At 70.3% G+C, this 21,083-nt stretch carries 22 protein-coding genes and 1 pseudogene; 9 read left to right on the top strand and 14 right to left on the bottom strand.

Translation table 11 applies throughout. From position 1 onward, the window contains the following. Positions 1-74: 74 nt before the first annotated feature. Positions 75-1,784 (top strand): GTPase, encoded by a 1,710-nt coding sequence (locus KRR26_RS20525; RefSeq protein WP_120210532.1) that lies wholly within the window; start codon positions 75-77, stop codon positions 1,782-1,784. 183 nt (positions 1,785-1,967) lie between these two features. Here KRR26_RS20525 and KRR26_RS37475 read toward each other — a convergent pair. Then, positions 1,968-2,411, bottom strand: a pseudogene (locus tag KRR26_RS37475) (M23 family metallopeptidase); the annotation flags it as partial. Positions 2,412-2,761: 350 nt separating this feature from the next. Here KRR26_RS37475 and KRR26_RS20515 point away from each other — a divergent pair. From KRR26_RS20515 to KRR26_RS20505, 3 genes are all read left to right on the top strand, one after another. Beyond that, complete coding sequence (locus tag KRR26_RS20515) at positions 2,762-3,430, top strand: TetR/AcrR family transcriptional regulator (protein ID WP_120210533.1); 669 nt, start codon at positions 2,762-2,764, stop codon at positions 3,428-3,430. Between the two features lies 1 nt (position 3,431). Beyond that, positions 3,432-4,307: a sterol desaturase family protein gene (locus tag KRR26_RS20510; protein WP_120210534.1), complete on the top strand. Its 876-nt coding sequence runs from the start codon at positions 3,432-3,434 to the stop codon at positions 4,305-4,307. A 172-nt stretch (positions 4,308-4,479) separates the two neighbouring features. Continuing rightward, positions 4,480-6,069, top strand: a complete 1,590-nt coding sequence (locus tag KRR26_RS20505) for a glucose-6-phosphate isomerase (RefSeq protein WP_217080608.1) — start codon at positions 4,480-4,482, stop codon at positions 6,067-6,069. Between the two features lie 9 nt (positions 6,070-6,078). Here the strand turns inward: KRR26_RS20505 and KRR26_RS20500 are convergent, their stop codons facing one another. Beyond that, positions 6,079-6,537 carry a GNAT family N-acetyltransferase gene (locus tag KRR26_RS20500; protein ID WP_217080607.1) on the bottom strand — a complete coding sequence of 153 codons (459 nt, stop codon included), beginning with the start codon at positions 6,535-6,537 and terminating at the stop codon, positions 6,079-6,081. Positions 6,538-6,614: 77 nt separating this feature from the next. Here KRR26_RS20500 and KRR26_RS20495 point away from each other — a divergent pair, with 77 nt between their 5' ends. Together KRR26_RS20495 and KRR26_RS20490 are read left to right on the top strand one after the other, a co-directional pair. Further along, positions 6,615-7,385, top strand: a complete 771-nt coding sequence (locus KRR26_RS20495) for an SDR family NAD(P)-dependent oxidoreductase (RefSeq protein ID WP_120210537.1) — start codon at positions 6,615-6,617, stop codon at positions 7,383-7,385. 53 nt (positions 7,386-7,438) lie between these two features. After that, complete coding sequence (locus tag KRR26_RS20490) at positions 7,439-7,960, top strand: hypothetical protein (protein ID WP_120210538.1); 522 nt, start codon at positions 7,439-7,441, stop codon at positions 7,958-7,960. A 2-nt stretch (positions 7,961-7,962) separates the two neighbouring features. Here KRR26_RS20490 and KRR26_RS20485 read toward each other — a convergent pair whose 3' ends face one another. The 12 genes from KRR26_RS20485 to atpG form a co-directional block, all read right to left on the bottom strand. Next, the gene (locus tag KRR26_RS20485) at positions 7,963-8,361 is read right to left on the bottom strand and encodes a DoxX family protein (protein ID WP_120210539.1); all 399 of its coding nucleotides are present in this window, start codon (positions 8,359-8,361) and stop codon (positions 7,963-7,965) included. Positions 8,362-8,471: 110 nt separating this feature from the next. Then, positions 8,472-8,927, bottom strand: a complete 456-nt coding sequence (locus tag KRR26_RS20480; protein WP_199723960.1) for an Rrf2 family transcriptional regulator — start codon at positions 8,925-8,927, stop codon at positions 8,472-8,474. 92 nt (positions 8,928-9,019) lie between these two features. After that, the gene (locus KRR26_RS20475) at positions 9,020-10,042 is read right to left on the bottom strand and encodes a cytochrome d ubiquinol oxidase subunit II (RefSeq protein ID WP_217080606.1); all 1,023 of its coding nucleotides are present in this window, start codon (positions 10,040-10,042) and stop codon (positions 9,020-9,022) included. Further along, positions 10,032-11,351, bottom strand: a complete 1,320-nt coding sequence (locus KRR26_RS20470) for a cytochrome ubiquinol oxidase subunit I (RefSeq protein ID WP_328707179.1) — start codon at positions 11,349-11,351, stop codon at positions 10,032-10,034. Before KRR26_RS20470 ends, KRR26_RS20475 begins: the two co-directional genes overlap by 11 nt. Positions 11,352-11,387: 36 nt before the next feature. Further along, positions 11,388-11,891, bottom strand: a complete 504-nt coding sequence (locus KRR26_RS20465; protein WP_120210542.1) for a hypothetical protein — start codon at positions 11,889-11,891, stop codon at positions 11,388-11,390. Further along, positions 11,888-12,292, bottom strand: a complete 405-nt coding sequence (locus tag KRR26_RS20460) for a phage holin family protein (RefSeq protein WP_120210543.1) — start codon at positions 12,290-12,292, stop codon at positions 11,888-11,890. Before KRR26_RS20460 ends, KRR26_RS20465 begins: the two co-directional genes overlap by 4 nt. A gap of 177 nt (positions 12,293-12,469) precedes the next feature. Further along, entirely contained in the window at positions 12,470-13,501 is a 1,032-nt protein-coding gene (locus KRR26_RS20455; RefSeq protein WP_120210544.1) for an ADP-ribosylglycohydrolase family protein, read from the bottom strand. A gap of 390 nt (positions 13,502-13,891) precedes the next feature. Further along, positions 13,892-14,152, bottom strand: a complete 261-nt coding sequence (locus tag KRR26_RS20450; RefSeq protein WP_120210545.1) for a hypothetical protein — start codon at positions 14,150-14,152, stop codon at positions 13,892-13,894. A gap of 146 nt (positions 14,153-14,298) precedes the next feature. Beyond that, positions 14,299-14,703, bottom strand: a complete 405-nt coding sequence (locus tag KRR26_RS20445) for a F0F1 ATP synthase subunit epsilon (RefSeq protein WP_120210585.1) — start codon at positions 14,701-14,703, stop codon at positions 14,299-14,301. An 8-nt stretch (positions 14,704-14,711) separates the two neighbouring features. Then, entirely contained in the window at positions 14,712-15,266 is a 555-nt protein-coding gene (locus tag KRR26_RS20440) for a hypothetical protein (RefSeq protein WP_217080604.1), read from the bottom strand. A gap of 36 nt (positions 15,267-15,302) precedes the next feature. Further along, positions 15,303-16,748 carry a F0F1 ATP synthase subunit beta gene (gene atpD / locus KRR26_RS20435; RefSeq protein WP_120210547.1) on the bottom strand — a complete coding sequence of 482 codons (1,446 nt, stop codon included), beginning with the start codon at positions 16,746-16,748 and terminating at the stop codon, positions 15,303-15,305. A gap of 258 nt (positions 16,749-17,006) precedes the next feature. Beyond that, on the bottom strand, positions 17,007-17,888 hold the full coding sequence (atpG, locus tag KRR26_RS20430; RefSeq protein WP_120210548.1) for an ATP synthase F1 subunit gamma: 882 nt from the start codon (positions 17,886-17,888) through the stop codon (positions 17,007-17,009). A gap of 267 nt (positions 17,889-18,155) precedes the next feature. On the opposite strand from atpG, the gene KRR26_RS20425 reads away from it, so the two are divergent. The 3 genes from KRR26_RS20425 to KRR26_RS20415 all read left to right on the top strand — a co-directional run bounded on the left by KRR26_RS20425 (position 18,156) and on the right by KRR26_RS20415 (position 21,059). After that, on the top strand, positions 18,156-18,806 hold the full coding sequence (locus KRR26_RS20425; protein WP_217080603.1) for a SanA/YdcF family protein: 651 nt from the start codon (positions 18,156-18,158) through the stop codon (positions 18,804-18,806). A gap of 133 nt (positions 18,807-18,939) precedes the next feature. After that, positions 18,940-19,212: a hypothetical protein gene (locus tag KRR26_RS20420; protein ID WP_120210549.1), complete on the top strand. Its 273-nt coding sequence runs from the start codon at positions 18,940-18,942 to the stop codon at positions 19,210-19,212. 263 nt (positions 19,213-19,475) lie between these two features. Next, positions 19,476-21,059: a DUF6923 family protein gene (locus KRR26_RS20415; protein WP_147423091.1), complete on the top strand. Its 1,584-nt coding sequence runs from the start codon at positions 19,476-19,478 to the stop codon at positions 21,057-21,059. Positions 21,060-21,083: the final 24 nt, after the last annotated feature.

The following is a 21,083-nucleotide window of genomic DNA, read 5'->3' as shown; positions in this document are numbered from 1 at the left end:
ACTGCACGGTGGCGCACCCTGCCTGCGCTTCACCGTAGCCAGCCGCGTCCCGTCGGGCGAGGCTAGTCCCTCCCGTGGACGAGACGAGCCTCCCCGACCCCGAAGCCCTCCGCCCTCTGCTCACCGCCGCGCTGGCACTGCCGGCGCTGCAACCTCACGCCGTGCGCCTGGAGCGCCTCGTGGAGGACTACGCGCGGGGCGTCGCGCGCAAGGACGCCCCCCTGACCGTCGCGCTCGTGGGCGCCACGGGCGCGGGCAAGTCCACCCTGCTCAACGCACTGGCGGGACAGTCGCTCGCGCGAGAAGGCGTCGACCGTCCCACGAGCACCGCCGCCACCGTCTTCGCGCCCGAAGGCGCCAACGTCGAGGCGCTCGCCCAGACCGGTGCGCGCGTGTTGCGCTACACGCCCGGCCCCGAGGGACTCTGGAGCGGTCAGGTCTTCATCGACACGCCGGACCTCAACAGCGTGGCCACCGCGCATCGCGAGGTGGCGCGGGCCATGCTCGAACGCGCGGACGTGGCGCTCGTGGTCCTGCACCGGGGCAGCGTGGCCGAGGCCACTCAAGTGGAGTTCCTCGCGGAGTTCGCCCGTCGGCGCGCGCTCGTCTTCCTCCTCAACTTCGCGGACGAGCTGTCCGAAAGCTCGCGTGACGCGCTCAAAGCCCAGACACGGAAGCTCGCCTCCGAGCAGTACGGACAGCCTGCGGAGTCCGTGCCCGTGTTCGCCATCAGCGCGCGTGCCGCCAAAGACGGCCGAGACGTCTCGGGAGAGTTCGGCCCACTCCTCTTCCAGTTGCGCGGGCTCGCCACGCAAGCCGTGGCCACGCGAGTGCGGCGCGCCAATGCCGTGGGGGCCTTGGAGGAAATGGCCACCCGCGTCCGCGAGGCCCTCTCCGAAACCGAGGCCCTGCTGACACGCACGCACGCCGCGCTGGACTCGGGCCTGGGCCGCGCGAACGAGGCGCTTCAGGGTGACTTTGAAGCGCGGTTGGCGCTGGCCCAGGGACACCTCGCGGCCGAGGTCCGGCGACAAGCCGCGGGACGATTCTGGGGCCCGGCCGCATGGGGGCTGCGTCTGTCATGGTGGGGCGCGAGCGGCCTGGGCGCGGCGGCGCTGGTGTCGCGCGCCAGCCTGCCGGCCGGCCTCGCGGTGGCGGCGGCCTCCACGGTGGTCGACGCGGTGCGAGACCGCACGCGCGCGAGGGCCGCGGAGGTGGCGGTGGTGGAACCCTTCGAGGACGACTTCTCCGCGGAGTCCGCCGCGCGCACCGCCCTGGCGGAGGCGCGCGCGGTGGCGCGGAGCAGCGGGCTCGACGCGCAGACGCTGGGCGTTCCGGAGGTGGACACCCTGCTGGCGGAGCTCCAGGTGGCTCGCGCGGGTGCGTGGCGCTACACGGCGAGCACGGCGGTGGCGGAGACCGTGGCGGGCTGGTGGCGCACGGCGCGGTGGCTGCTGCTGCCACTCATCAACCTGCCCCTGCTCGCGCTCTTGGGACACGTGGGCTACCGCGTAGTGCGCGCGTATGTGGAAGGCCCCCTGTTGCCACTCGCGTACTTCGTCAACGCGGGGGCCTTCTTCGCGCTGCTGTCCGGCGCGGGCGCGCTGCTCGCGTCAGCGAGTCTCGCGGGCGCTGCGCGTCGCGCTCGGGGCGCGGGTCGGACGCGCTTTGTCGAGGCCCTCGCCGCCTTGGGCGGGAGGCTGGGAGAGGCCGTCGAGAATGGCCTTCGCCCCGGGCGGGAGGCCGCGCGGCGCCTGCTCCTGCTGCTCGGCGGAGGGCGCTGACATGGACATCACCGCATCCCCCGGCGCGTGCGTCCCCTCGTTGGACGCCATGATGGGCTGCTGCGCCTTCTCATTGCACATCGGCGCGGAAATCTGGGTGTCGCGCACCGGATCGCCGTAGCCCACGATGCGAGCGGGCACCGAGGGGTTGTTCCACCCGTTGCCCGTCTCGCGGGCCACCTTGAAGTGCAGGTGCGCGCCGCACGCCCAGCCCGTGGCGCCGGAGTAGCCGATGAGCTGTCCCTGCTTCACGCGCTCGCCGGACTTCACCACCACCGCGCTGAAGTGCAGGTACTGCGTCTCCAGGCCATCCCCGTGCGAGATGACGACGTAGTTGGCGGCGGGCGCGAACTTCTCGTCGCAGCCGCCCACATTGCTGTCCCCACGCGCCATGCGCACCACCCCGTCGCGCGCGGCGACGATGGGCGTGCCCTCGGGCATGCGGAAATCCCAGGCGTAGGTGTCGTTGTGCAGATGGCTGCCCGTGTCGTGCCCCTGGCTCACGGTGTAGATGCGACCACACGCGAACGGCACCCCAACCTCGGGCTGGGACACGGGAGAAGCGGGCGAGGAAGTCGCTGGCGCCACAGCAAGCAGCGACCCGAGAACAAGTGCGGAAAGATTCATGGGAGGGCGGGCGGGTAACGGCGGCAAGACCGCGCGTTATTTCCCAGACATTCTGACGCAAAACCGCAAGCGGCCCAACCCGTCCACCCGGGCCTCGCTCCCTCTGCAGGCGAGGCTTCCGCGCGCGCCCGAGCGAAGCGCCGCGCAAAGACAGTCAGGCCGTTGCTCGCCTGCCCGCCGCAATGCCTGACATCATCGGCCCGCCTCCTCCCCGGCCTGACACGCCCCTCGCCCGCTCGCTCCCCCACGGGAGTCGGACCCGGTGCCGCGACCTCCCACCCTCGGGACGCGGGAAAGCGACCAGGAAAGTGACTGGTCACTTTTTATCCAGGAGACTACATTGCGTTCACATGGCTCAGCGGTCCCCAACAAAGACAGGCGCGCGGCCTCCGCGCCGCACCCAGCAGGAGCGCCGCGAGACGACGCGGCGCAAGCTGCTCGACGCCACCATCGAGACGCTGGTGGAGCTGGGCTACGCGCGCCTGACGACGGTGGAGGTGGCGAAACGGGCGGGCGTGTCGCAGGGGGCGCTGTTCTCCCACTTCGACACCAAGGAGGAGCTGCTCGCGGTCGCCGTGGAGCACCTCTTCCCTCGGCTCATCCAGGACTACCTGGCCAGCGTGAGCGCGCGGCAGGCAGGCAGGGACCGCATCGCGGCGGCGGTAGACATGCTGTGGACCATCTACCAGCGGCCAGAGCTTCAAGCCGCCATCGAGCTGTACGTCGCGGCGCGCACGGCCCCGGAGCTTCAGGCCGCGCTCGCGATCGTCGATGGGCCGCACCGTCAGAACCTGCACCGCGTGGCGCGCGAGCTGTTCCCCGAGGCCACCTCCCACCCCGACTTCGATGACGTGGTGGAGCTGGCGCTGGACGCGGTGCAGGGCGCGGCGGTGGGTGGAGCGGCCCGCCCGGCGGACCCCGCGCATCGGCGCATGCTCGACACGCTCGCGCGCTTCATGCGCGCCACCCTGGTTCCCCCACCGCGGCCTCGGCGCCGCGCCCGTCCCTTGGAGGGCTGACGTGGACGCACCGCACATCCCGGACCTCATCCTCCCCGCCATCCCCGTCTTCGTCCTCACCGTCGTGGCCGAGGCCCTCTGGGTCAAACAGCAACGCGACGCGGGCCGCGAGTTCGCCGGCCACACCTGGAAGGACACCGCGGCCAGCCTCTCCATGGGCCTGGGCAACGTGGCCATCAACGTGTTCTGGAAGGGCGTGGCCTTCGCGGGCTACCTGGCGCTGTATCAGCTCACGCCGCTGCGGCTCGGGTTTGGCGCCCTGGCGTGGGTGCTCCTCTTCTTCGCCGAGGACCTCTGCTACTACGCCTTCCATCGGGTCCATCACGAGAGCCGCTTCTTCTGGGCCTCGCACGTGGTGCACCACTCCAGTCAGCACTACAACCTGTCCACGGCGCTGCGTCAGACGTGGACGCCGATGACGGGCTGGTTGTTCTGGGCGCCGCTCGCGCTCGCGGGCTTCCACCCGGTGATGATTGTCACGCAGCAGTCCATCAGCCTGCTGTACCAGTATTGGATTCACACCGAGGCCATCGTCCGGCTGCCGCGTCCGCTGGAGTGGCTGTTCAACACGCCGTCCCATCACCGCGTGCACCACGCCTCGAACCCGCGCTACATCGACAAGAACTATGCGGGCATCCTCATCGTGTGGGATCGCCTCTTCGGCACCTTCGAGCCCGAGGTGGAGCAGCCCGTCTACGGCCTGACGAAGAACCTGCGCACGTTCAACCCGGTGCGCATCGCCTTCCACGAGTTCGCGGCCATCGCCCGGGACGCGCTCAGGCCCGGGCCGCTCCGGCAGCGCTGGGGCTATGTCTTCCGCAACCCCGCCTGGAAGCCCGAGCCCCCCACCGTGGACGCACCGCGCCCCTCCGCCTGAGTCCTCTGACGCGCCGGGGTGTTCAGCACCGGGCCGATGCCCGGGCACCGGTGGACTTCTGTGAGGCGGCACGCTCGCGCGGCTTCCCTCCCCCGGGGCGGAGGGGCTAAGCCACGCCAGCGCGGCCCCACCTGGGCCCGGACCTTCCGACGCCCCGAGGCGAGGAGATGTCATGACCGAGCGTGAGCTGTGGGAGCGGTACAAGCGGTACCTGTGCGTCGTCCCGTCCGTCGGGTTCACGCTGGACATCTCGCGCATGAGCTTCCCGGCGGACTTCCTGGAGCGCATGCGTCCGCGCATGGAGGAGGCCTTCACCGCGATGGACGCGCTGGAGAAGGGCGCTGTCGCCAACCCGGATGAGCAGCGCCGCGTGGGGCACTACTGGCTGCGCGCGCCGGAGCTGGCGCCGGAGCCGGGGCTCGCGAAGGAGATTCGCGACACGGTGGCCGCCGTGCACCGGTTCGCCGAGGACGTGCACGCGGGCCGGGTGCGCCCCCAGAAGGCCGCGCGCTTCACGCACGTGCTGCTGGTGGGCATCGGCGGCTCAGCGCTGGGGCCACAACTCGTGGCGGACGCGCTGGGCACGTCGCGAGACGCGATGCAGGTGTCCTTCTTCGACAACACCGACCCGGACGGCATGGACCGGGTGCTCGCCACGCTGGGCGACCGGCTGGCCGAGACGCTCACCGTCGTCATCAGCAAGTCCGGCGGCACCAAGGAGACGCGCAACGGCATGGTCGAGGCCGAGCGCGCCTATACACAGCGCGGCCTGGACTTCGGCGCGCACGCGGTCGCCGTCACCGGCGAGGGCAGCGAGCTGGACCGCTACGCGAAGGCGCACCACTGGCTGCGCACCTTCCCCATGTGGGACTGGGTGGGGGGACGCACGTCGGTGATGTCCGCGGTGGGCCTGCTCCCGGCGCGGCTTCAGGGGCTGGACATCGACGCGATGCTCGCGGGCGCGCGGGACATGGACGCGGCGACGCGGCAGCGTGACGTGGCTCGCAATCCCGCCGCGCTGCTGGCGCTCATGTGGTTCCACGCGGGCAACGGACGCGGCGCCAAGGACATGGTCATCCTGCCGTACAAGGACCGGCTGATGCTCATGTCGCGCTACCTCCAGCAGTTGGTGATGGAGTCGCTCGGCAAGGAGAAGGACCTGGACGGCAAGGGGGTGAACCAGGGCATCGCCGTCTACGGCAACAAGGGCAGCACGGATCAACACGCGTACGTGCAGCAGCTGCGCGAGGGCGTGAACAACTTCTTCGTCACCTTCATCGAGGTGCTGAAGGACCGCCAGGGCGAGTCCATGCGCGTGGAGGACGGCGTCACCAGCGGCGACTTCCTCCTGGGCTTCCTCCTCGGCACGCGCCGAGCCCTGTTCGAGAAGGGCCGCGAGTCCGTGACGCTCACCGTGCCGGACGCCAGCGCGCGAACCGTGGGCGCGCTCATCGCGTTGTACGAGCGCGCCGTGGGCCTCTACGCCTCGCTCGTGCACATCAACGCGTACCACCAGCCCGGCGTGGAGGCGGGGAAGAAGGCGGCCGGCCGCGTGCTGGAGCTGCAAGCGCGGCTGCTCTCGCGGCTGCGCGAGGCGCGCGCGGAGGCTCGTACCGCCGAGCAGCTCGCCGCGGACCTGGGCGCGCCGGATGACGCGGAGACGGTGTTCAAGCTGCTGGAGCACCTGGCCGCCAATGGCGACCACGGCGTGCGCCGCGTGGAGGGTGCCTCACCGGTGGAGGCGCGCTTCCAGGCCAGCTGAACTGCGCCGTCAGGCTTCGCGCAGGCGGCGCACCCAGCGATCTCGCTGGAGGGGCTGAAAGCCTTCCCGGACGTAGAGGTGGGCCACGCGCTCCTGGCCCACGCCGACCTCCAGGTCCACCGCGAGGCAGCCCCTCGCGGCGGCCTCCGTGCAGGCGGCTCGCACGAGTCCCGTGCCCACGCCCGCGCCCCGGTACGCGGCGAGCACGTAGATTTCCTCCAGCCAGGCCGCCATGCCCTCGTGCTCCAGCGACCAGTAGCAGGGCACGTAGGCGGCGCCCACGGGCTGGCCCTCGGGCGTGTGCGCAAGGACGAAGAAGCCACGCTCGGGCCAGTCGAGCACCGGGCGGATGACACGCGTCAGGCGGTGGGAGTCCACGGCGATCTCTTCATCGTGGAACTGCGCGGCCATCAGCAGTTCGAGCGCGGAAAAGTCCTCGGGGAGGGCGATCCGGTACGTGACGTCCATCGTGGGGGCTTCGTATCATGAACGCTTCCTCACGAAGCCCCCTTGGCATCACGCGAGCCGCGGGTAGAAGGCGCCGCATGGATTTGCGACTCAACGGGAAGACGGCGCTCGTCACCGGCAGCAGCCGAGGCATCGGTCGGGCCATCGCGGCGACGCTCGCCCGAGAGGGTGTCCGGGTCTGCCTGACCGCCCGAGGCGCCGAGGCCCTGGAGGCCACCGCGGAGACGCTGCGCGCCGAGGGCGCGGAAGTGACTCAGGTGGTCGCGGACGTCGCCACGCCCGAAGGGGCGACCCAGGCGGTGGACACGGCGGTCCAGGCGCTGGGAGGCCTGGACATCCTGGTCAACAACGTGGGGGGCAGCGGCGGCGCGGGCGCGTTCGACGTGGCCACGCCCGCGCAGTGGACGGACGTGCTCAATCGCAACCTCCTGTCCGCGGTGTGGTGCAGTCAACGCGCGGTGGAGGTGATGCGCGAGCGCGGCGGCGGCAGCATCGTCCACCTCAACTCCATCTTCGGCCGCGAGTACGCCACCAGCGCGCCCTACACCACGGCCAAGTCGGGCCTCACCGCGCTCACCAAGGAGATGGCGGTGGACCTGGCGCGCCACCGCATCCGCGTCAACGGCGTGGCGCCGGGCTCCATCCTCTTCCCAGGAGGCAGCTGGGACCGTCGCCAGCAGGCCGAGCCCGAGAAGGTGGCCCGCATGGTGCGCGACGAAATGCCCTGGGGCCGCTTCGGCGTCCCCGAGGAGGTCGCGGACGTGGTGGTGTTCCTCTGCTCGGAGCGCGCGCGCTGGGTGACGGGCGTCACGCTCCCGGTGGATGGCGGACAAGGCCGCGCCTTCTGAGCCCCCGCGCGGCGCGGCTGGCATAGAGTGCGCGCCCGCATGAGGCCATTGGCGTGCTGAAGCTCTACAAGAAGGACGGCGACACCCTTCACTACTGGGAGGCGTGGGAGCACGACGGCGAGCTCACCGTGCACTGGGGGGCCGTGGGACAGATGGGTGAGCACAAGAAGCTCCCCATCCCCTCGGGTGAGGACGTGGACATGCTCATCGCCCAGGAGGCCGAGTCCCTGGTGGACGCGGGCTATGACGAGCCCGAGCCGGACGCCCAGGTGGCGCTCATCGTGGAGTACGCCGTGCAGGGCAAGGGCACCGGCCACGACTTCGAGAAGCGCAAGGCCGTGGAGGAGCTGCTCTCGGACATGCTCGGCTGGACGGGCAATGGCGAGGTCGAGGGCGGAGAGACCGTCACCGGGAAGATGCGCGTCTACTGCCTGGTGATGGACGTGGACATTGCCACGCGCACCGTCGTCGAGGCGCTGGACTCGGAGGAGTTCCTCGAGGGCGCCACGCTGCTCGTCGCGCGAGGAGACGAGGAGCCGCGCCTGGCGTGGCCCCCGCCTCCACCCGAGGCCTGACGTCAGGCCACCGCGGGCTGAGCCACCGGCCGGGGCGCCTCGTCACGCAGGCGCCGCCAGAGCTGGTGCGAGCCGAGCAACACGCCGAGCGCCACCACCGGCGCGACGACGATGCCCGCCGGGTCACCGGACATCCCGTGCGACACCGCCGCCGAGACGGTGGTGATGGCGAAGCCCGCATAGGCCCACTCGCGCACGGTGCGCGGCGTCCACGGCACCACGAGCGCCAGGACGCCCACCAGCTTCGCCACCCCCAGGTACACGCGGAAGTAGTCCGGGTAGCCCAGGTGATGGAACCCCTCCACCATCTGCGGGCTCGCGGTGAGATAGCCCGACGCGGACATCACCATCATCAGACTGAACAACCCCGTCAGCACCCAATACGCAATCTTCTGCTTCATCTGTGGACTCCCGCGCGCCACTGCGTTTCTCACATCCGCTTCGCATCAATTCAGAACAAAGCCAGTTACATTTAAAGACAGACCAATACGTCACGCCCGACATGCCGCGCTCAACGACAGCCCTTGCCGCCCAGCGCGCGGATGCGCTTGTCAACCTCATGGGACATTTGCGCCACCGTGGTGCCGCCCAGACTCTGGTGGACCGCGGCCTCGGCGCGCCGGAAGACTTCTTCCAGGTACTCGGCCACCATCGGCGCAACGGGACACATGGGGTTGGGGCCCGCCGGGTGACGGCCGAACAGCTCCGCGCCCTCCCCCACCGCCTTGTAGATGTCGCACAGGGTGATGGACTCCGGCGCGCGTGCGAGCCGCACTCCGCCGCCCGCGCCCCGCTTCGTCTCCACCAACCCCGCCCGCGACAAGTCCCCGAGCAACCGCCGCACCACCACCGGGTTCGTCTGGATGCTCTCCGCCATCGCCTCGGACGTCACCGTGATGGCGTCCTCGCGTTCGTGCAACGCGAGCATCCCCAGCACGTGCGCGGCCATGACGAAGCGGCTGTTCACCCATCCTCCCACGACGATTTGGAACCGCCGAAGTTACATATCGCCGACCCCGAGCAGGCGCAAGGGCCTGTCGGGGTCCGCGTCACGGCGCCTCATGCGTGGGCGGGCGGCGTGGCGCCGGGCGGGCGCGGCCGGAAGACGCGGAAGAAGAACACCAGCGAGGGGACGACCACCGCGACGCCCACGCACAGCGCGACAATCAACAAGCGCTGCACCTCGGGCGCGGCGGCGCTGTTCTGGAGGGTGAGGTCCGGCTCCACCAGGTACGGGTGCTGCGAGGCAGCCCAGCCCAGGACGATGAGGCCCACCTGAAAGGCCGCCGCCACGCGCGCGGCGCGGAAGTGACGCAGGCCCAGGAGGGCAAACGCAGTCACCGCCGCCACCGCCGTCGCCGCGTGCAGGGCCAGAGCGAAGGGCGAATGCAGCAGCCCGGCCCAGACGCGCGGCGCACCGTCACGCGTGAGGACCAGCACGGTGGCGGCCAGGACGAACACCCCCGCGCCCGTCACCAGGGCCCGCCTGCGGAAGTCCTCGCGCAGCTCGGGCGAGCCCGCCTCGTGCGTGAGGTACACCGCCGCCAGGAAGGCGAAGAGCCCCAGCGCCAGGAGCCCCACGGCGATCGGAAAGGGCCGCGTCCACGGGGCGAAGAAGCCGCTCACCACCACGTGGCCCTCCATGCGGATGTCGCCGCTGGCCACCGCGCCCACGCACATGCCCAACAGCAGCGGCGCCACCAGGCTCGCGACGCTGAACACCACGCCCCAGCGGCGCTCCACTAGGTCGCCGCGCGTGTCATACGTCCGGAAGGTGAAGGCCGTGCCTCGGAAGACGATGCCCAACAGCAGGAGCGTCAGCGGCACGTGCAGCGCCACGCTCAGCGCGGCGAAGGCACGCGGGAAGCCACTGAAGAGCAACACCAGCCCGACGATGAGCCAGACATGGTTCACCTCCCAGATGGGGCCCATGGCTTGGGCGATGAGCGCGCGCTGCTCCGCCTTGCGCGGCCCGAAGGCCAGCAAATCCCAGACACCGCCTCCAAAGTCCGCGCCGCCAAACAGCGCGTAGAGCACGAACGTGCCCGCCACCGCGAATCCCAACAGCGCCTCAGTGGACATGGGCATCCCTCTGACCGGGCAGCGTGCCGGCCACTTGTCTGGACAGGACGAACAGCACCGTGACTCCCAGGAACAGGTACACGAGCGTGAAGGTGAAGAACGGCGCGGACAGGTGCGGCACCGGCGTCACCGCGTCGGACGTGCGCATGACACCTCGGAGAATCCAAGGCTGGCGCCCCCACTCGGTGACGAGCCAACCGGCCTCCAGCGCCACCAGCCCCAGCGGCCCCGCCCAGAGCCACGCCCGCAGGAGCGCTCCGGCGTGCGGCCACGCCTTCTTGCGCCAGCGATGCACGAGCGTCACCAGCGCCAGGAGCGCCATGACGCTGCCCGTGCCCACCATCACCTGGAACGCGACGTGGACCTTGGCCACCGGAGGCCACTCGTCGCGCGGGAACTCGTTGAGCCCGCGCACCTCCGCGTTCGGGTCACCAAACGCGAGCACCGAGAGCCCCTTGGGGATGTCCACCGCGCCGCGCACCGTGCCGGACTTCACGTCGGGCAGGCCGCCCAACCGGAGCGGCGCGCCCACCTCCGTCTCGAATTGGCCCTCCATCGCGGCCAGCTTCACGGGCTGCGCCCGCGCCACGTGCTTCGCGGACAGGTCTCCCACCAGCGGCTGGAGCAGCGCGGTGACACACGCGAGCGGGAGCGCCACCGACAGCGCCTTCCGGTGGAAGGCCGCGCCCGGGTGGCGCAGGAGGATGAAGGCGTGGAGGCCCGCCATGGCGAAGGCGCTCGCCTGATAGCAGGACACGATGACGTGGACGGTCTCGTACTGCCAGCCCGGGCTGAACATCGCCACCACCGGCTGGATGTCCACCGGCCCCGCGGCGGTATGGGTAAAGCCCGTGGGGTCATTCATGAAGACATTCACCAGCGTCACGAAGAACGCGCTGGATGCGCCACTCACCGCCACCATGATGCCGCTGAACAGGTGCAGCCCCGGTGACACGCGCTCACGGCCGTACAGGTAGATGCCCAGGAAGATGGCCTCGGTGAAGAAGGCCACGCCCTCCAGGCTGAAGGGCAGCCCAATCACCGCGCCGTAGCGCCCCATGAACTCGGGCCACAGCAGGCCCAGCTCGAACGACAGCGCCGTGCCACTCACCGCGCCCACCGCGAAGAGGATGGCCGTGCCCTTCGCCAGCTTCTGGCTCAGCAATCGGTAGTCGGCGTCCTGGGTGCGGCGCGCCTTCAAGTCGCTCAGCACCATCAACACCGGAAGCGCTACACCCGCCGCCGCGAACACAATGTGAAACGCGAGCGACAGCCCCATCTGCGCACGAGCAAAGAGCAGGTCCGTCATGCGCATCAGGATGCTTTATACGTAAATATTTAACAATTATCGTTTCTTCTGAATGCTCCCAGCGACACTGGGCTCGTCCTCGCGTGAGGGAACCAGGGTCTGCATGGCATTGCGGGCGACGGAGGTGGCCAGACTGGTCGCGAATATCAGCACCAGCTTGCGCCCGAGCTCCGAGGAGAGGGGGCGATCCTCGCCGTTGTTGGCCACGCGCTCCGGGTGTCGCCAGGCGCGCTCCAGGGCCTTGCGGCGCTTCTCGCGCAGGCGCTCCTCCCGCGTGCGCGCGCGATACACCGCATAAGCCACGCCCGCGCCCACCAGCAGCACGGCGGCGGCGCCCACGGCCACGAGCGTGCCTCGGTGTTGGACCGCCTGATAGCGCACGTCGAGCAGGCGCTCGCGGCGGCGGTCCAACTCCTCCAACGTGAGGAGCAGGCCGTCGCGGATGCGGTCCGCGGTCTGCTCCACCTGCTCGCGCACATCCATGCCGCGGGTGATGGCGTGGTCCACGTGAGGGGCCTGCTCGCTCGGCTCGTCGTTCATTGGAGCGTCTCCCGCGTGAGCGCGTAGTCGGCGCGCAGCCGCTCCTGGGTGTGGGGCAGCGGCTTCTTGGGCAGGCGCTGCACTCCCAGGAAGAGCAGCAGACCCGCCACTAGCACCAGCAGCACGCCCACGAGCAGCACGCCCACGGCCGAGGACATCGGCAAGGCCAGCCCCAGGGCCACGAAGAGCACCGCCAGCGACGCGAGCGCCAGCACCGCTCCCGCACCCAGGAGGATGCCCGCGGTGCGCGCGGCGCTGACCTCCTCGCGCAGCTCCTTCTTGGCGTGCAGCACCTCGGCCTTCACCAGCAGGCGCGTTTCCGCGAGCGCATGACGGATGAGCTCCGTGGTGGAGAGCGTCTCCAGCTGGGCTCGCTCCAGGCGTTCGGATTCGAGGTCCACGGCGGGTGCCTCCTGGGCGGACGCGACGAAGCCCGCCCACGCTCGCCCGCCTGGCGCCCGTGCGGCCCGTGGCCATCCTCCGCACAAGGTGCGCGCGCCTCGGCGCCCACGGAAGCCCCCGGCCCGCGCGTCCCGCGCCCGCCCGGCCGCTTCCTGGAGCCTTCCGCCGCGGGAGCCTCAGCGACGGCGGTTGTGGAGCGCCATGGCGGTGGCGAGCGTCTCGCGCACCTGGCGGGCCCGGAAGAGGCGGTCCGCCGTGTCCACGAGGTTCTCCACGTACAGCACCTGCTTGCGGAGCCGCGCGGGGATGGCGCGCGTGCCCAGGTGCGCGCCCACCAGCGCTCCCGTGAGGGCCGCTGCCACGTCCGCCTCGCCGCCGCAGCGCAGGCTGACGGCCACCGCCTCTCGGAAGTCGTGAGGCACCTTCAGCGCGGCGTACAGCGACGTCAGCAGCACCGGCACCACGTGCGGCGGCAGCCCGTCCACGCCCTTGAGCTCGCTGGGCGGCACCCCCACCTTGCGCAGCTGGTTCAGCGCGCGCGTGGTGTCCCACGTCAGCAGGCGCGGCAGGTGCCGAATCTCCTCCGCGAGCTGCTTGTCGTGCACCTGGGCGGCCAGGGCCAGCTGCTCGCAGAAGGCGGCGGGCGTGAGCGCCTCCTCCTCCATGCCCAGCGCCACCGCCTGCGCGAAGGCCGCCGCCGCCGCCGCGCAGATGGGGTCCTTGTGGGTGATGACGGTCAGCACGCCCGCGTCATGCGGCAGTCGCGCGCGCTGTCCGCCCTCGAAGAGTCCCACCACCAGCGCGCGGCTCAGCACGGACGGACACTTGGTGCCCAGGGGCGCGCCCGCGCTCATCCACGGCGTACCGCCGGCCAGCCGCTGGAGCGACTCGGAGAGGCTGCGGGGCGGCTGGAGGATGATGCCCTCCTGCCACAGCCACGCGAGGTGCGCCGCGGCGCTGCGGCCATCCACCTTGCCCTCGCGGATGACGCTCTCCGCCGCCGCGAGCAAGAGCTGCGTGTCGTCGCTGAACTGGCCCTTGGCGAACTTGCCGCGCGGGCGCGGAGCGAAGTCCTCCGCCAACCCCGGCAGGCGCGCCAGGCTCGCGGGAGGAATGCCCCTCAGCGGAAAGCCGAGCGCGTCCCCAATGGCGAGGCCCAGGAACGCCGCATGAAACCTGTCCTGGCGCTCGGAGGGAGTCAGCGGCATCGGAGGCGCAGAGATTAGCCGAGCCTCAGCCAAGGACGAGCCCCGAGATTCGCGTGGCATGCGCGCATGGCTGGACAGGGGGACTTGACGTGCACGGGGCGGGGTCGGTGGTTCCATGTGTCCGGAGCCTTCCGCCGAGCTGTATCGCGCACGTCGTCACCGTCCGCCTCCACCGTCGCCCGCGACACACCCGGGGGCGCGGTAGCTACCGCAATCAGGATGATCGCGGCAAGCACGCGCGCCCATGACACCGCGTGATGACGCGCGCATGTCCACCGCAGGATGGTCCGCGCGCAGCAGTGATGACGCCATGCGCGAGCCCCGCACACGGGATCATGCGTTCACCTTGACGAGGCCTCGTCGCGCCGCTCCACCGCGACACGGCGCACATCAGGACGCGTCTCGGCCCAGGTTGACCACGGCCAACAGCCGCGCGACGACGGCCTCCGCGCCCTGGTGCAGGTGCGTGCCATCCCAGAGCGCCGGCGAGGACTGTCCGCCCAGGCGGCGCCAGTCCGCCTCGACCTCGGGATAGGTGAGGTTGCGGAAGCGCACGCGGTCCTCGAGCTGATGGTCGGTGACGAAGCGGCGCGCGGTGGCGGACTGCGGGTCCGCGATGCGGTGGAACAGTTCCAGTGTGGGCGAGCTCATGGCGGCACGACATCATGCGCCTGGCCCAGGCCCATCGCCGCGAAAAGAAAACGGGGCCAGGGGGCTCGCTCACCGGGACACACGCCCCAGGAGCACAGCTCCCTCGCCCCGGACTCCCCGCTCGCACGGGGAAGGCACGCGCTGCGTTAGCGCATGCCCGCGACGTTGATGCGCGCGGCCTCGCGGCGCACCGTGGCCTGCTCGACCTCGAAGCGGGCGTCGTCGGCGGACAGCGCGCTCAGGCGCTTCTGGGCGTCGGCCATCCGCTGGCGGGCGCTCTCCACGTCGATGCCGGCCACCTGCTCGGCGCCGTCCGCGAGGACCAGCACCTTGTCGTTGCCCACTTCCACGAAGCCGCCGGCGACGAAGTACGTGTCCTGGCGCCCCGCCTCGATGAGGGTCAGCGGGCCCGGCTCCATCAGGGACAGGAAGGGCGTGTGGCCCGGACGCACGCCGAAGAGGCCTCGGCCACCCGGCACGATGGCCTCGTCTGCCTGCACCGACAGGATGCGCTTCTCGGGGGTGACGATTTCCACAGTCAGCTTGGCCATGACCATCCTCAGAATGTCAGCGCGTGGGTCTTCACACCCACGGGCTCGAACTCCACCACCCCGGCGTCCGTCAGGCGCGGGCCCTTGCCCGGAATGCCCAGCGTGCCTTCCAGCCACTTGAAGTGGTGCTCCATCTGCCGGACCTCGGAGAGCTGCCGCAGGGTGAGCAACTCCGGCAACCGCTTCTCCTGCAGCCGCTGCCCGGTGCGGTCGAACTGCACCGCCACCACCACGTTCGCCCAGGCGGGGATCCGGTCCTTCTTCTTCACCTTCGGGTTGCGCGGCGGAGGACTGCCCTTCTCCACCAGCGGGTACAGCACCCACACCCGCTCGCCGTCATTGGACGCGAAGTAGAGGTCGTCCACCGTCCCCGCGCACGCGTCCACCTGCCACACGGGGCCGTCTTCCTTCAGCATCTCCAACCGGCAGTGTCCGGGGGAGACCTCCACCAGCCGGACGCTGTAGACGCCGTTCGCGCTCACCCGAGCCCGCCCCGCGCGCTCCGCACCGAGGGCGGGGAGCGCGAGCAACATCAGGGACAGGGCGAGCGCGGAGTGGCGCATGGCAACCTCGGGCGGGAGGAGAAGACGCCGGACAGCTTACGCCGCCGCCAGCTTGCGCGCGTTCTCCTGGACCTCGGAGATATCGCCGCACATGTAGAAGGCGGTCTCCGGGATGTCGTCGTGCTTGCCCTCGCACACTTCCTTGAAGCCCCGGATGGTGTCCTGGAGCTTCACGTAGCGGCCGTCCTTGCCCGTGAACACCTTGGCCACGAAGAACGGCTGCGACAGGAAGCGCTGGATCTTGCGGGCGCGCGCCACCACCAGCTTGTCGTCCTCGGAGAGCTCGTCCATGCCGAGGATGGCGATGATGTCCTGGAGTTCCTTGTAGCGCTGCAGGATGCCCTGGACGCGGCGAGCGACGGCGTAGTGCTCGGCGCCCACGACGGCCGGATCCAGGATGCGGCTGGTGGAGTCGAGCGGATCCACGGCCGGGAAGATGGCGAGCTCGGCGATGGAGCGGTTGAGCACCGTGGTCGCGTCCAGGTGGGCGAACGCGGTGGCCGGCGCCGGGTCCGTCAGGTCGTCGGCGGGCACGTAGATGGCCTGCACCGAGGTGATGGAGCCCTTGGTCGTGGAGGTGATGCGCTCCTGCAGACCGCCCATCTCCGTGGCGAGCGTCGGCTGGTAACCCACGGCGCTGGGGATGCGGCCCAGGAGCGCGGACACCTCGGAACCGGCCTGCGTGAAGCGGAAGATGTTGTCCACGAAGAGGAGCACGTCACGGCCCTCCACGTCGCGGAAGTACTCGGCCATGGTGAGCGCGGAGAGGGCCACGCGGGCGCGGGCGCCGGGCGGCTCGTTCATCTGACCGTACACGAGGACGGCCTGGCTGGCCTCCAGGTTGTCGGTCTTGATGACCTTGGTCTCCTGCATCTCGTGGTACAGGTCGTTGCCCTCGCGGGTGCGCTCACCCACGCCGGCGAACACGGAGAAGCCGCCGCGCTCCACGGCCACGTTGCGGATCAGCTCCTGGAGGAGCACCGTCTTGCCGACGCCGGCGCCGCCGAACAAGCCGATCTTGCCGCCGCGGGTGTAGGGGGCGAGCAGGTCGATGACCTTGATGCCCGTCTCGAACATCTGCACGCGCACGTCCTGCTCGGTGAAGGGCGGGGGCGCGCGGTGGATGGACCAGTACTCCGAGGACGTCACGGGGCCCATCTCGTCCACCGGCTCACCGGTGACGTTCAGGATGCGGCCCAGGGTGGCCTTGCCCACCGGCACCTGGATGGGGGCGCCCGTGTTCTTCACCGCCTGGCCACGGCCGAGACCCTCGGTGGAGTCCATGGCGATGCAGCGCACGGTGTTCTCGCCCAGGTGCTGCGCGACCTCGAGCGTGAGGTTGTCCGGCGTGTCGCCCAGGTTGGGGTTCGTCAGCTTGAGGGCGTAGTAGACCTCGGGGAGTCCGCCGGGCGGAAACTCCACGTCGACCACGGGGCCGAGAACCTGCGTGACCTTGCCAGTCGTCGGAACTTGAGCGCTCATGGAATTCGTCTGCCTCGTGCGGGAGCGGCCGGGGTACCGCGCTCCGTCAGAAATTCGGCCCGGATGGAAGGGCGGGCCCCCTTTACCGGGGGGGACCCCGCAGGGTCAAGCTTCCCGGGCCCTCCGGTGTAAGACGCGCTTAGCGGAGGGGTGCGCCGGGCGCCCGCCCTCTCGGTCTCCCGGGGCTCGGCCCCAAAGCAGAGGGCCCGCCGCGACATGCGCGAGCGGGCCCTGGGGTACCACCAGCGAGGTGGGGAGCTACTTCAGCGCCTCGGCGCCGGAGACGATCTCCATCAGCTCCTTGGTGATGACCGCCTGACGCGTGCGGTTGTAGACCAGCGTGTAGCTGTTGATCATGTCCGTGGCGTTGCTGGTGGCGTTCTCCATGGCGCTCATGCGCGCGCCGTGCTCGCTGGCCACGCTCTCCAGCAGCGCCCGGTACAGCTTGATGTTGACCGCCTGGGGCACCAGCCGGTCGAGGACGGCCTGACGGTCCGGCTCGTACTTGAAGTCCACCAGCGCCGGGCCCTGCGCCTCGGCGGGCACCTGGGGTCCGAAGGTCTGCAGCGGCAGCAGCTGCATCATCGTGACCTTCTGGTTGATGGCGGAGATGAACTCGTTGAAGACCACGATGACCTGGTCCACTTCGCCGTTCACGTAGCTGGCGACCAGCTCCTCGGCGACATCCGCGGCGGCGCGGTAGGACAGGCGCTGATACAGGCCGCCGAAGTCCTTGCGGATGGTCAAGCCGCGGGTGCGGAAGAAGTCGTTGCCCTTGCGGCCCACCGTGGAGATCTGGATCTTCTCCAGCGCGGTGTTCTCGTAGAGGAAGCGGTTGGCGCGGCGGGTGATGTTGGAGTTGAAGCCGCCGGCGAGGCCGCGGTCCGACGTCAGCACCACCAGCTCCACGCGGCGCACCGGGCGCGGCGTCAGGAGCGGGTGGGCGAGCCCCTCGTCCGCGGCGCGGGCGGCGAGGTCGGAGATGATCTGATCCAGCGTCTGCGCGTAGGGCCGCGCGGCGAGGATGGCGTCCTGCGCCTTGCGGAGCTTCGCGGCGGAGACCATCTTCATCGCCTTGGTGATTTGACGCGTGTTCTTCACCGAGCGGATGCGCTTGCGGATGTCTCGAAGGGACGCCATGGACCTGGGAGCTCCTGTGGGACGCACGCCTTCGTGTTCATGAGGCCGGGCGCACGGCGGGGCCCCCTATATAAGCGAGGCGCGGGGCGGTCAACGGCGGGGTGCCACCCGTCTCCCAGAGACCCGCAGACAGGGGTGGCCCGGACCGGCTGTCCGGGGAGCAGCCGGCCCCTGGGCGTCAGTGGACACGGGGCGAAGACTCGCCTTCCCGCGCGAGGGAGGGCCAGGGAGAATGCCCCGTCTTCCTCATCGGTGTTCACGGGAACCATGACGTCTGGCGTGGCGAGCGGGGTCTGGGTGCGCAGGGGGCTCGTCGCCCTGGTCGCGGCGGTGCTGGCCATCCTGGCGCTGTCGCATTTCGTGCGGCAGAGCTACGAGGACCGCATCGTGCCGCTCTCCGGAGCCCCGCGCGCGCCCGTGGCGCTCGTCTTTGGCGCGGGGCTGGCGCCGGGCGCGGTGCCCTCCCCGGTCCTCGCGCAGCGGCTGGACGCGGCCATCGCCCTGTGGCGTCAGGGCAAGGTGGAGGCCGTGCTGGTGAGCGCGGACTCCTCGGCGCCCTTCCATGACGAGACGCGCGCCATGCGGCGCTACCTGCTGGAGCGGGGCGTGCCGGACACCGTGGTGATGGGCGACGAGGCCGGGCTGTCCACGTACGACAGCTGCCTGCGGGCCCACACCGTGTTCGGCGCGCGCCGGGCGTTGCTCGTCACCCAGCGATTCCATTTGTCGCGGGCGCTCTTCATCGCCAACTCGGTGGGCATCGATGCCTGGGGCGTGGCGGCGGATGAAGGACGGCCCACTCCGTGGCGCTACACGCTGCGCGAGACGCTGTCGCGCGTGCTGGCGCTGTCCATGGTGCTGCTCGAGGTGGAGCCCACCTACCCCTCCGGCGGCGCGAGCCCGGCGACTCCCCACTAGCGACGCCGCCAGCGACGCCACATGGCAGGCCAGCCGAGCGAGCGGCGCGAATTGCGGCGTCCCTCCTCGGCGGTTCTCATGATGGGCGGCCGAAGCAGTCGTCCCGGCGAGCCCGCCCGGAGGAGCCGACGCCATGCGATTCAAGAAGCTCGGAGAAGAGGACGTGGGGGAGTCCGCCTCGCTGCGACACGTGAACCCCGACACAGGCGAGGAGGAGATCAACGTCACCGACCAGGAGCTGGCCATGACGCCGCCCCTCGAAGAGGAGGCGGACTTCCGGGACATCCTCCCGGACCAGATCCACGAGTTCCGCCGGGGTGATGAAGCGGAGCAGGCAGGGGAGATCACCGCGCAGCCCGACGAGCGCATCCGCCCGATGGAGAGCGACCAACTCCCCGAGGGGTAGCGGCCGGTCCCCCGCGCGTCCTCGGGGCGAGGGCCCCCCACGGGACGATGCAGGCGTCCGCCTTCTTCGCCCGTGCACCGGTCAACGGTCAGCGAGCGCACCGGAGCAACGCCGTTCCCACGTTGGGGTCCTGGCTTCCACTCGCGTGCCAGCGTTGTTCCCAGGTTGCCCCGCTTGGGGCCTGTGTCCGGCCTGTATCTGCCCATCCCAGGACATGAATGGGCCAACCCGGGCTCGGCACTCGGCCTGCACAGCAGGCGCGCATGCGACCAACCTCATGGGGAATTTTCCTCGGGACGCTGCTCCTGGCAGGCCAGGCCAGCGCCCACGATTTGAAGTGCACCACGCAAGTGAATGGCGAGTCGAGTCTGGTTCTGTCCAGCTACCCGGCCACGCTTCACTTCCACTACCAGGTCAGCAACACCCACCCCACGCTGCCCTCGGAGTTGCTGACGGCGGAGGACCCGCTGCTGGCGCCGTTCGGCTGGTCCTTCACGCCAGCGCCGCCCGTCACGATCCCCGTGGGGGACTCTGTCACCTACGACTTCGACCACACCATCAACAGCCTCGCGGACTGCGAGGCCCTGGGCGGTGGGACGCCGTCCTTCTCGGACACGCTGGAGATTGGCTGGGACACGGGCTCGGCCCAGTGCTCCACCTTCGTCGAGTGCAAGGCCTCGCCCCAGTTCACGTGCGGCGACACGCTCTACGTGTCCTCGCGCGTGGCCACCGTCACGGACCTGCACTCGTTGGACCCGACGACCTTCGCCACCGCGCCCATCTCCACGACAGTCGAGTGGGGTTATGACGCCATGGGGCTCAACCCGCTGGATGGCCACATCTACGCCATCAGCAACGAGCACCTCATCCCCGACCCCAACCCCCACCTCATTCGCATCGCCTCGGACGGCTCCATCGAGGACGTCCGGCCTCTTCCCGAGCTGGCGGGGCATGAGTGGATCATCGGGACGGTGACGCGGACGGGCACCTACGTGCTGGGAGACTTCGGCACGACCTGGGCGACCATCGACCTGCCCACGCTGACTGTCACGCAGACGGGCCACACGTTCGACCATCTGCCGCTCGCCTGGGCCGTCAACCCGCTCGACAACATCATCTATGGCTACAACAGCTACACCGCGCGGCTGTGCACGTTCGACCCCACCACCGGGGTGCTCGCGGACTACGGTCCCACCCTCCCGAACGTCGGCATCCAGCCGTGCTCGGGCTCGTTCACCACGGACGGGACGTTCTATCTGCAGTGCTACACGGTCAACCCGCTGGAGAACGCGCTCTTCGCGGTGAACGTCACCACCAGCGTGGCGACCTTCCTGACCACCCAGGCGCCGCTGGCCATCGGCGACATGACGAGCTGCCCGTTCTTGACGCCGGCGACGCCTCGGCCGCTCCAGGACCGCGGCTTCTATCTGACGCATGAGCAGGCGCTGGACCGCTGCCTGGCGACGGGGAGCATCGAGCTGGCCCCGGGCGTCGTCATCGACTCGGTGCAGAGGGCCCTGCAGGTCCTCTGGGCCAACCCCGCGCTGGAGATGCAGGGCGCGCCCGCTACGCCGGAGCGCGCGCTGCGCACGCAGCTGGCGCGCGAGTTGGTGGTGGGCGAGTGCAACCGCCGCCTCTTCACGCCGTCGTCGGACTTCGCGCAGGCCATGCAGGACGCAGAGAACCAGTGGCTCACCGGGACGTCCGGGCAGCAGGGGGCGCTGGAGCGGTTGCTGTCGCTGCACCACCAGGGCGCGCAGCTGACGCCGCCTCGTGGATTTCAGTCGGGCCCGAGCACGCCCGTGCACGCTGTGGACTTGATGCAGTCGGTGGGGGGGACGCCGTGAAGCAAGGGATGCGCTGGATGTGGG

It is taken from the genome of Citreicoccus inhibens (genome assembly GCF_019039035.1).
Classification (GTDB): Bacteria; Myxococcota; Myxococcia; order Myxococcales; family Myxococcaceae; genus Citreicoccus; species Citreicoccus inhibens.
The sequence above is the reverse complement of the archived record's forward strand: the minus strand, read 5'-3'. Positions and strand labels throughout refer to the sequence as shown.

What these genes read in the sequence shown, in the direction of transcription:
- KRR26_RS20515 (WP_120210533.1), top strand. Translation starts at nt 2,762, where the DNA reads ATGGCTCAGCGGTCCCCAACAAAGACAGGCGCGCGGCCTCCGCGCCGC.
- KRR26_RS20505 (WP_217080608.1), top strand. Translation starts at nt 4,480, where the DNA reads ATGACCGAGCGTGAGCTGTGGGAGCGGTACAAGCGGTACCTGTGCGTC.
- KRR26_RS20500 (WP_217080607.1), bottom strand. Translation starts at nt 6,537, where the DNA reads ATGGACGTCACGTACCGGATCGCCCTCCCCGAGGACTTTTCCGCGCTC.
- KRR26_RS20495 (WP_120210537.1), top strand. Translation starts at nt 6,615, where the DNA reads ATGGATTTGCGACTCAACGGGAAGACGGCGCTCGTCACCGGCAGCAGC.
- KRR26_RS20485 (WP_120210539.1), bottom strand. Translation starts at nt 8,361, where the DNA reads ATGAAGCAGAAGATTGCGTATTGGGTGCTGACGGGGTTGTTCAGTCTG.
- KRR26_RS20475 (WP_217080606.1), bottom strand. Translation starts at nt 10,042, where the DNA reads ATGTCCACTGAGGCGCTGTTGGGATTCGCGGTGGCGGGCACGTTCGTG.
- KRR26_RS20470 (WP_328707179.1), bottom strand. Translation starts at nt 11,351, where the DNA reads ATGACGGACCTGCTCTTTGCTCGTGCGCAGATGGGGCTGTCGCTCGCG.
- KRR26_RS20465 (WP_120210542.1), bottom strand. Translation starts at nt 11,891, where the DNA reads ATGAACGACGAGCCGAGCGAGCAGGCCCCTCACGTGGACCACGCCATC.
- KRR26_RS20455 (WP_120210544.1), bottom strand. Translation starts at nt 13,501, where the DNA reads ATGCCGCTGACTCCCTCCGAGCGCCAGGACAGGTTTCATGCGGCGTTC.
- KRR26_RS20450 (WP_120210545.1), bottom strand. Translation starts at nt 14,152, where the DNA reads ATGAGCTCGCCCACACTGGAACTGTTCCACCGCATCGCGGACCCGCAG.
- KRR26_RS20445 (WP_120210585.1), bottom strand. Translation starts at nt 14,703, where the DNA reads ATGGCCAAGCTGACTGTGGAAATCGTCACCCCCGAGAAGCGCATCCTG.
- KRR26_RS20440 (WP_217080604.1), bottom strand. Translation starts at nt 15,266, where the DNA reads ATGCGCCACTCCGCGCTCGCCCTGTCCCTGATGTTGCTCGCGCTCCCC.
- atpD (WP_120210547.1), bottom strand. Translation starts at nt 16,748, where the DNA reads ATGAGCGCTCAAGTTCCGACGACTGGCAAGGTCACGCAGGTTCTCGGC.
- atpG (WP_120210548.1), bottom strand. Translation starts at nt 17,888, where the DNA reads ATGGCGTCCCTTCGAGACATCCGCAAGCGCATCCGCTCGGTGAAGAAC.
- KRR26_RS20425 (WP_217080603.1), top strand. Translation starts at nt 18,156, where the DNA reads ATGACGTCTGGCGTGGCGAGCGGGGTCTGGGTGCGCAGGGGGCTCGTC.
- KRR26_RS20420 (WP_120210549.1), top strand. Translation starts at nt 18,940, where the DNA reads ATGCGATTCAAGAAGCTCGGAGAAGAGGACGTGGGGGAGTCCGCCTCG.
- KRR26_RS20415 (WP_147423091.1), top strand. Translation starts at nt 19,476, where the DNA reads ATGCGACCAACCTCATGGGGAATTTTCCTCGGGACGCTGCTCCTGGCA.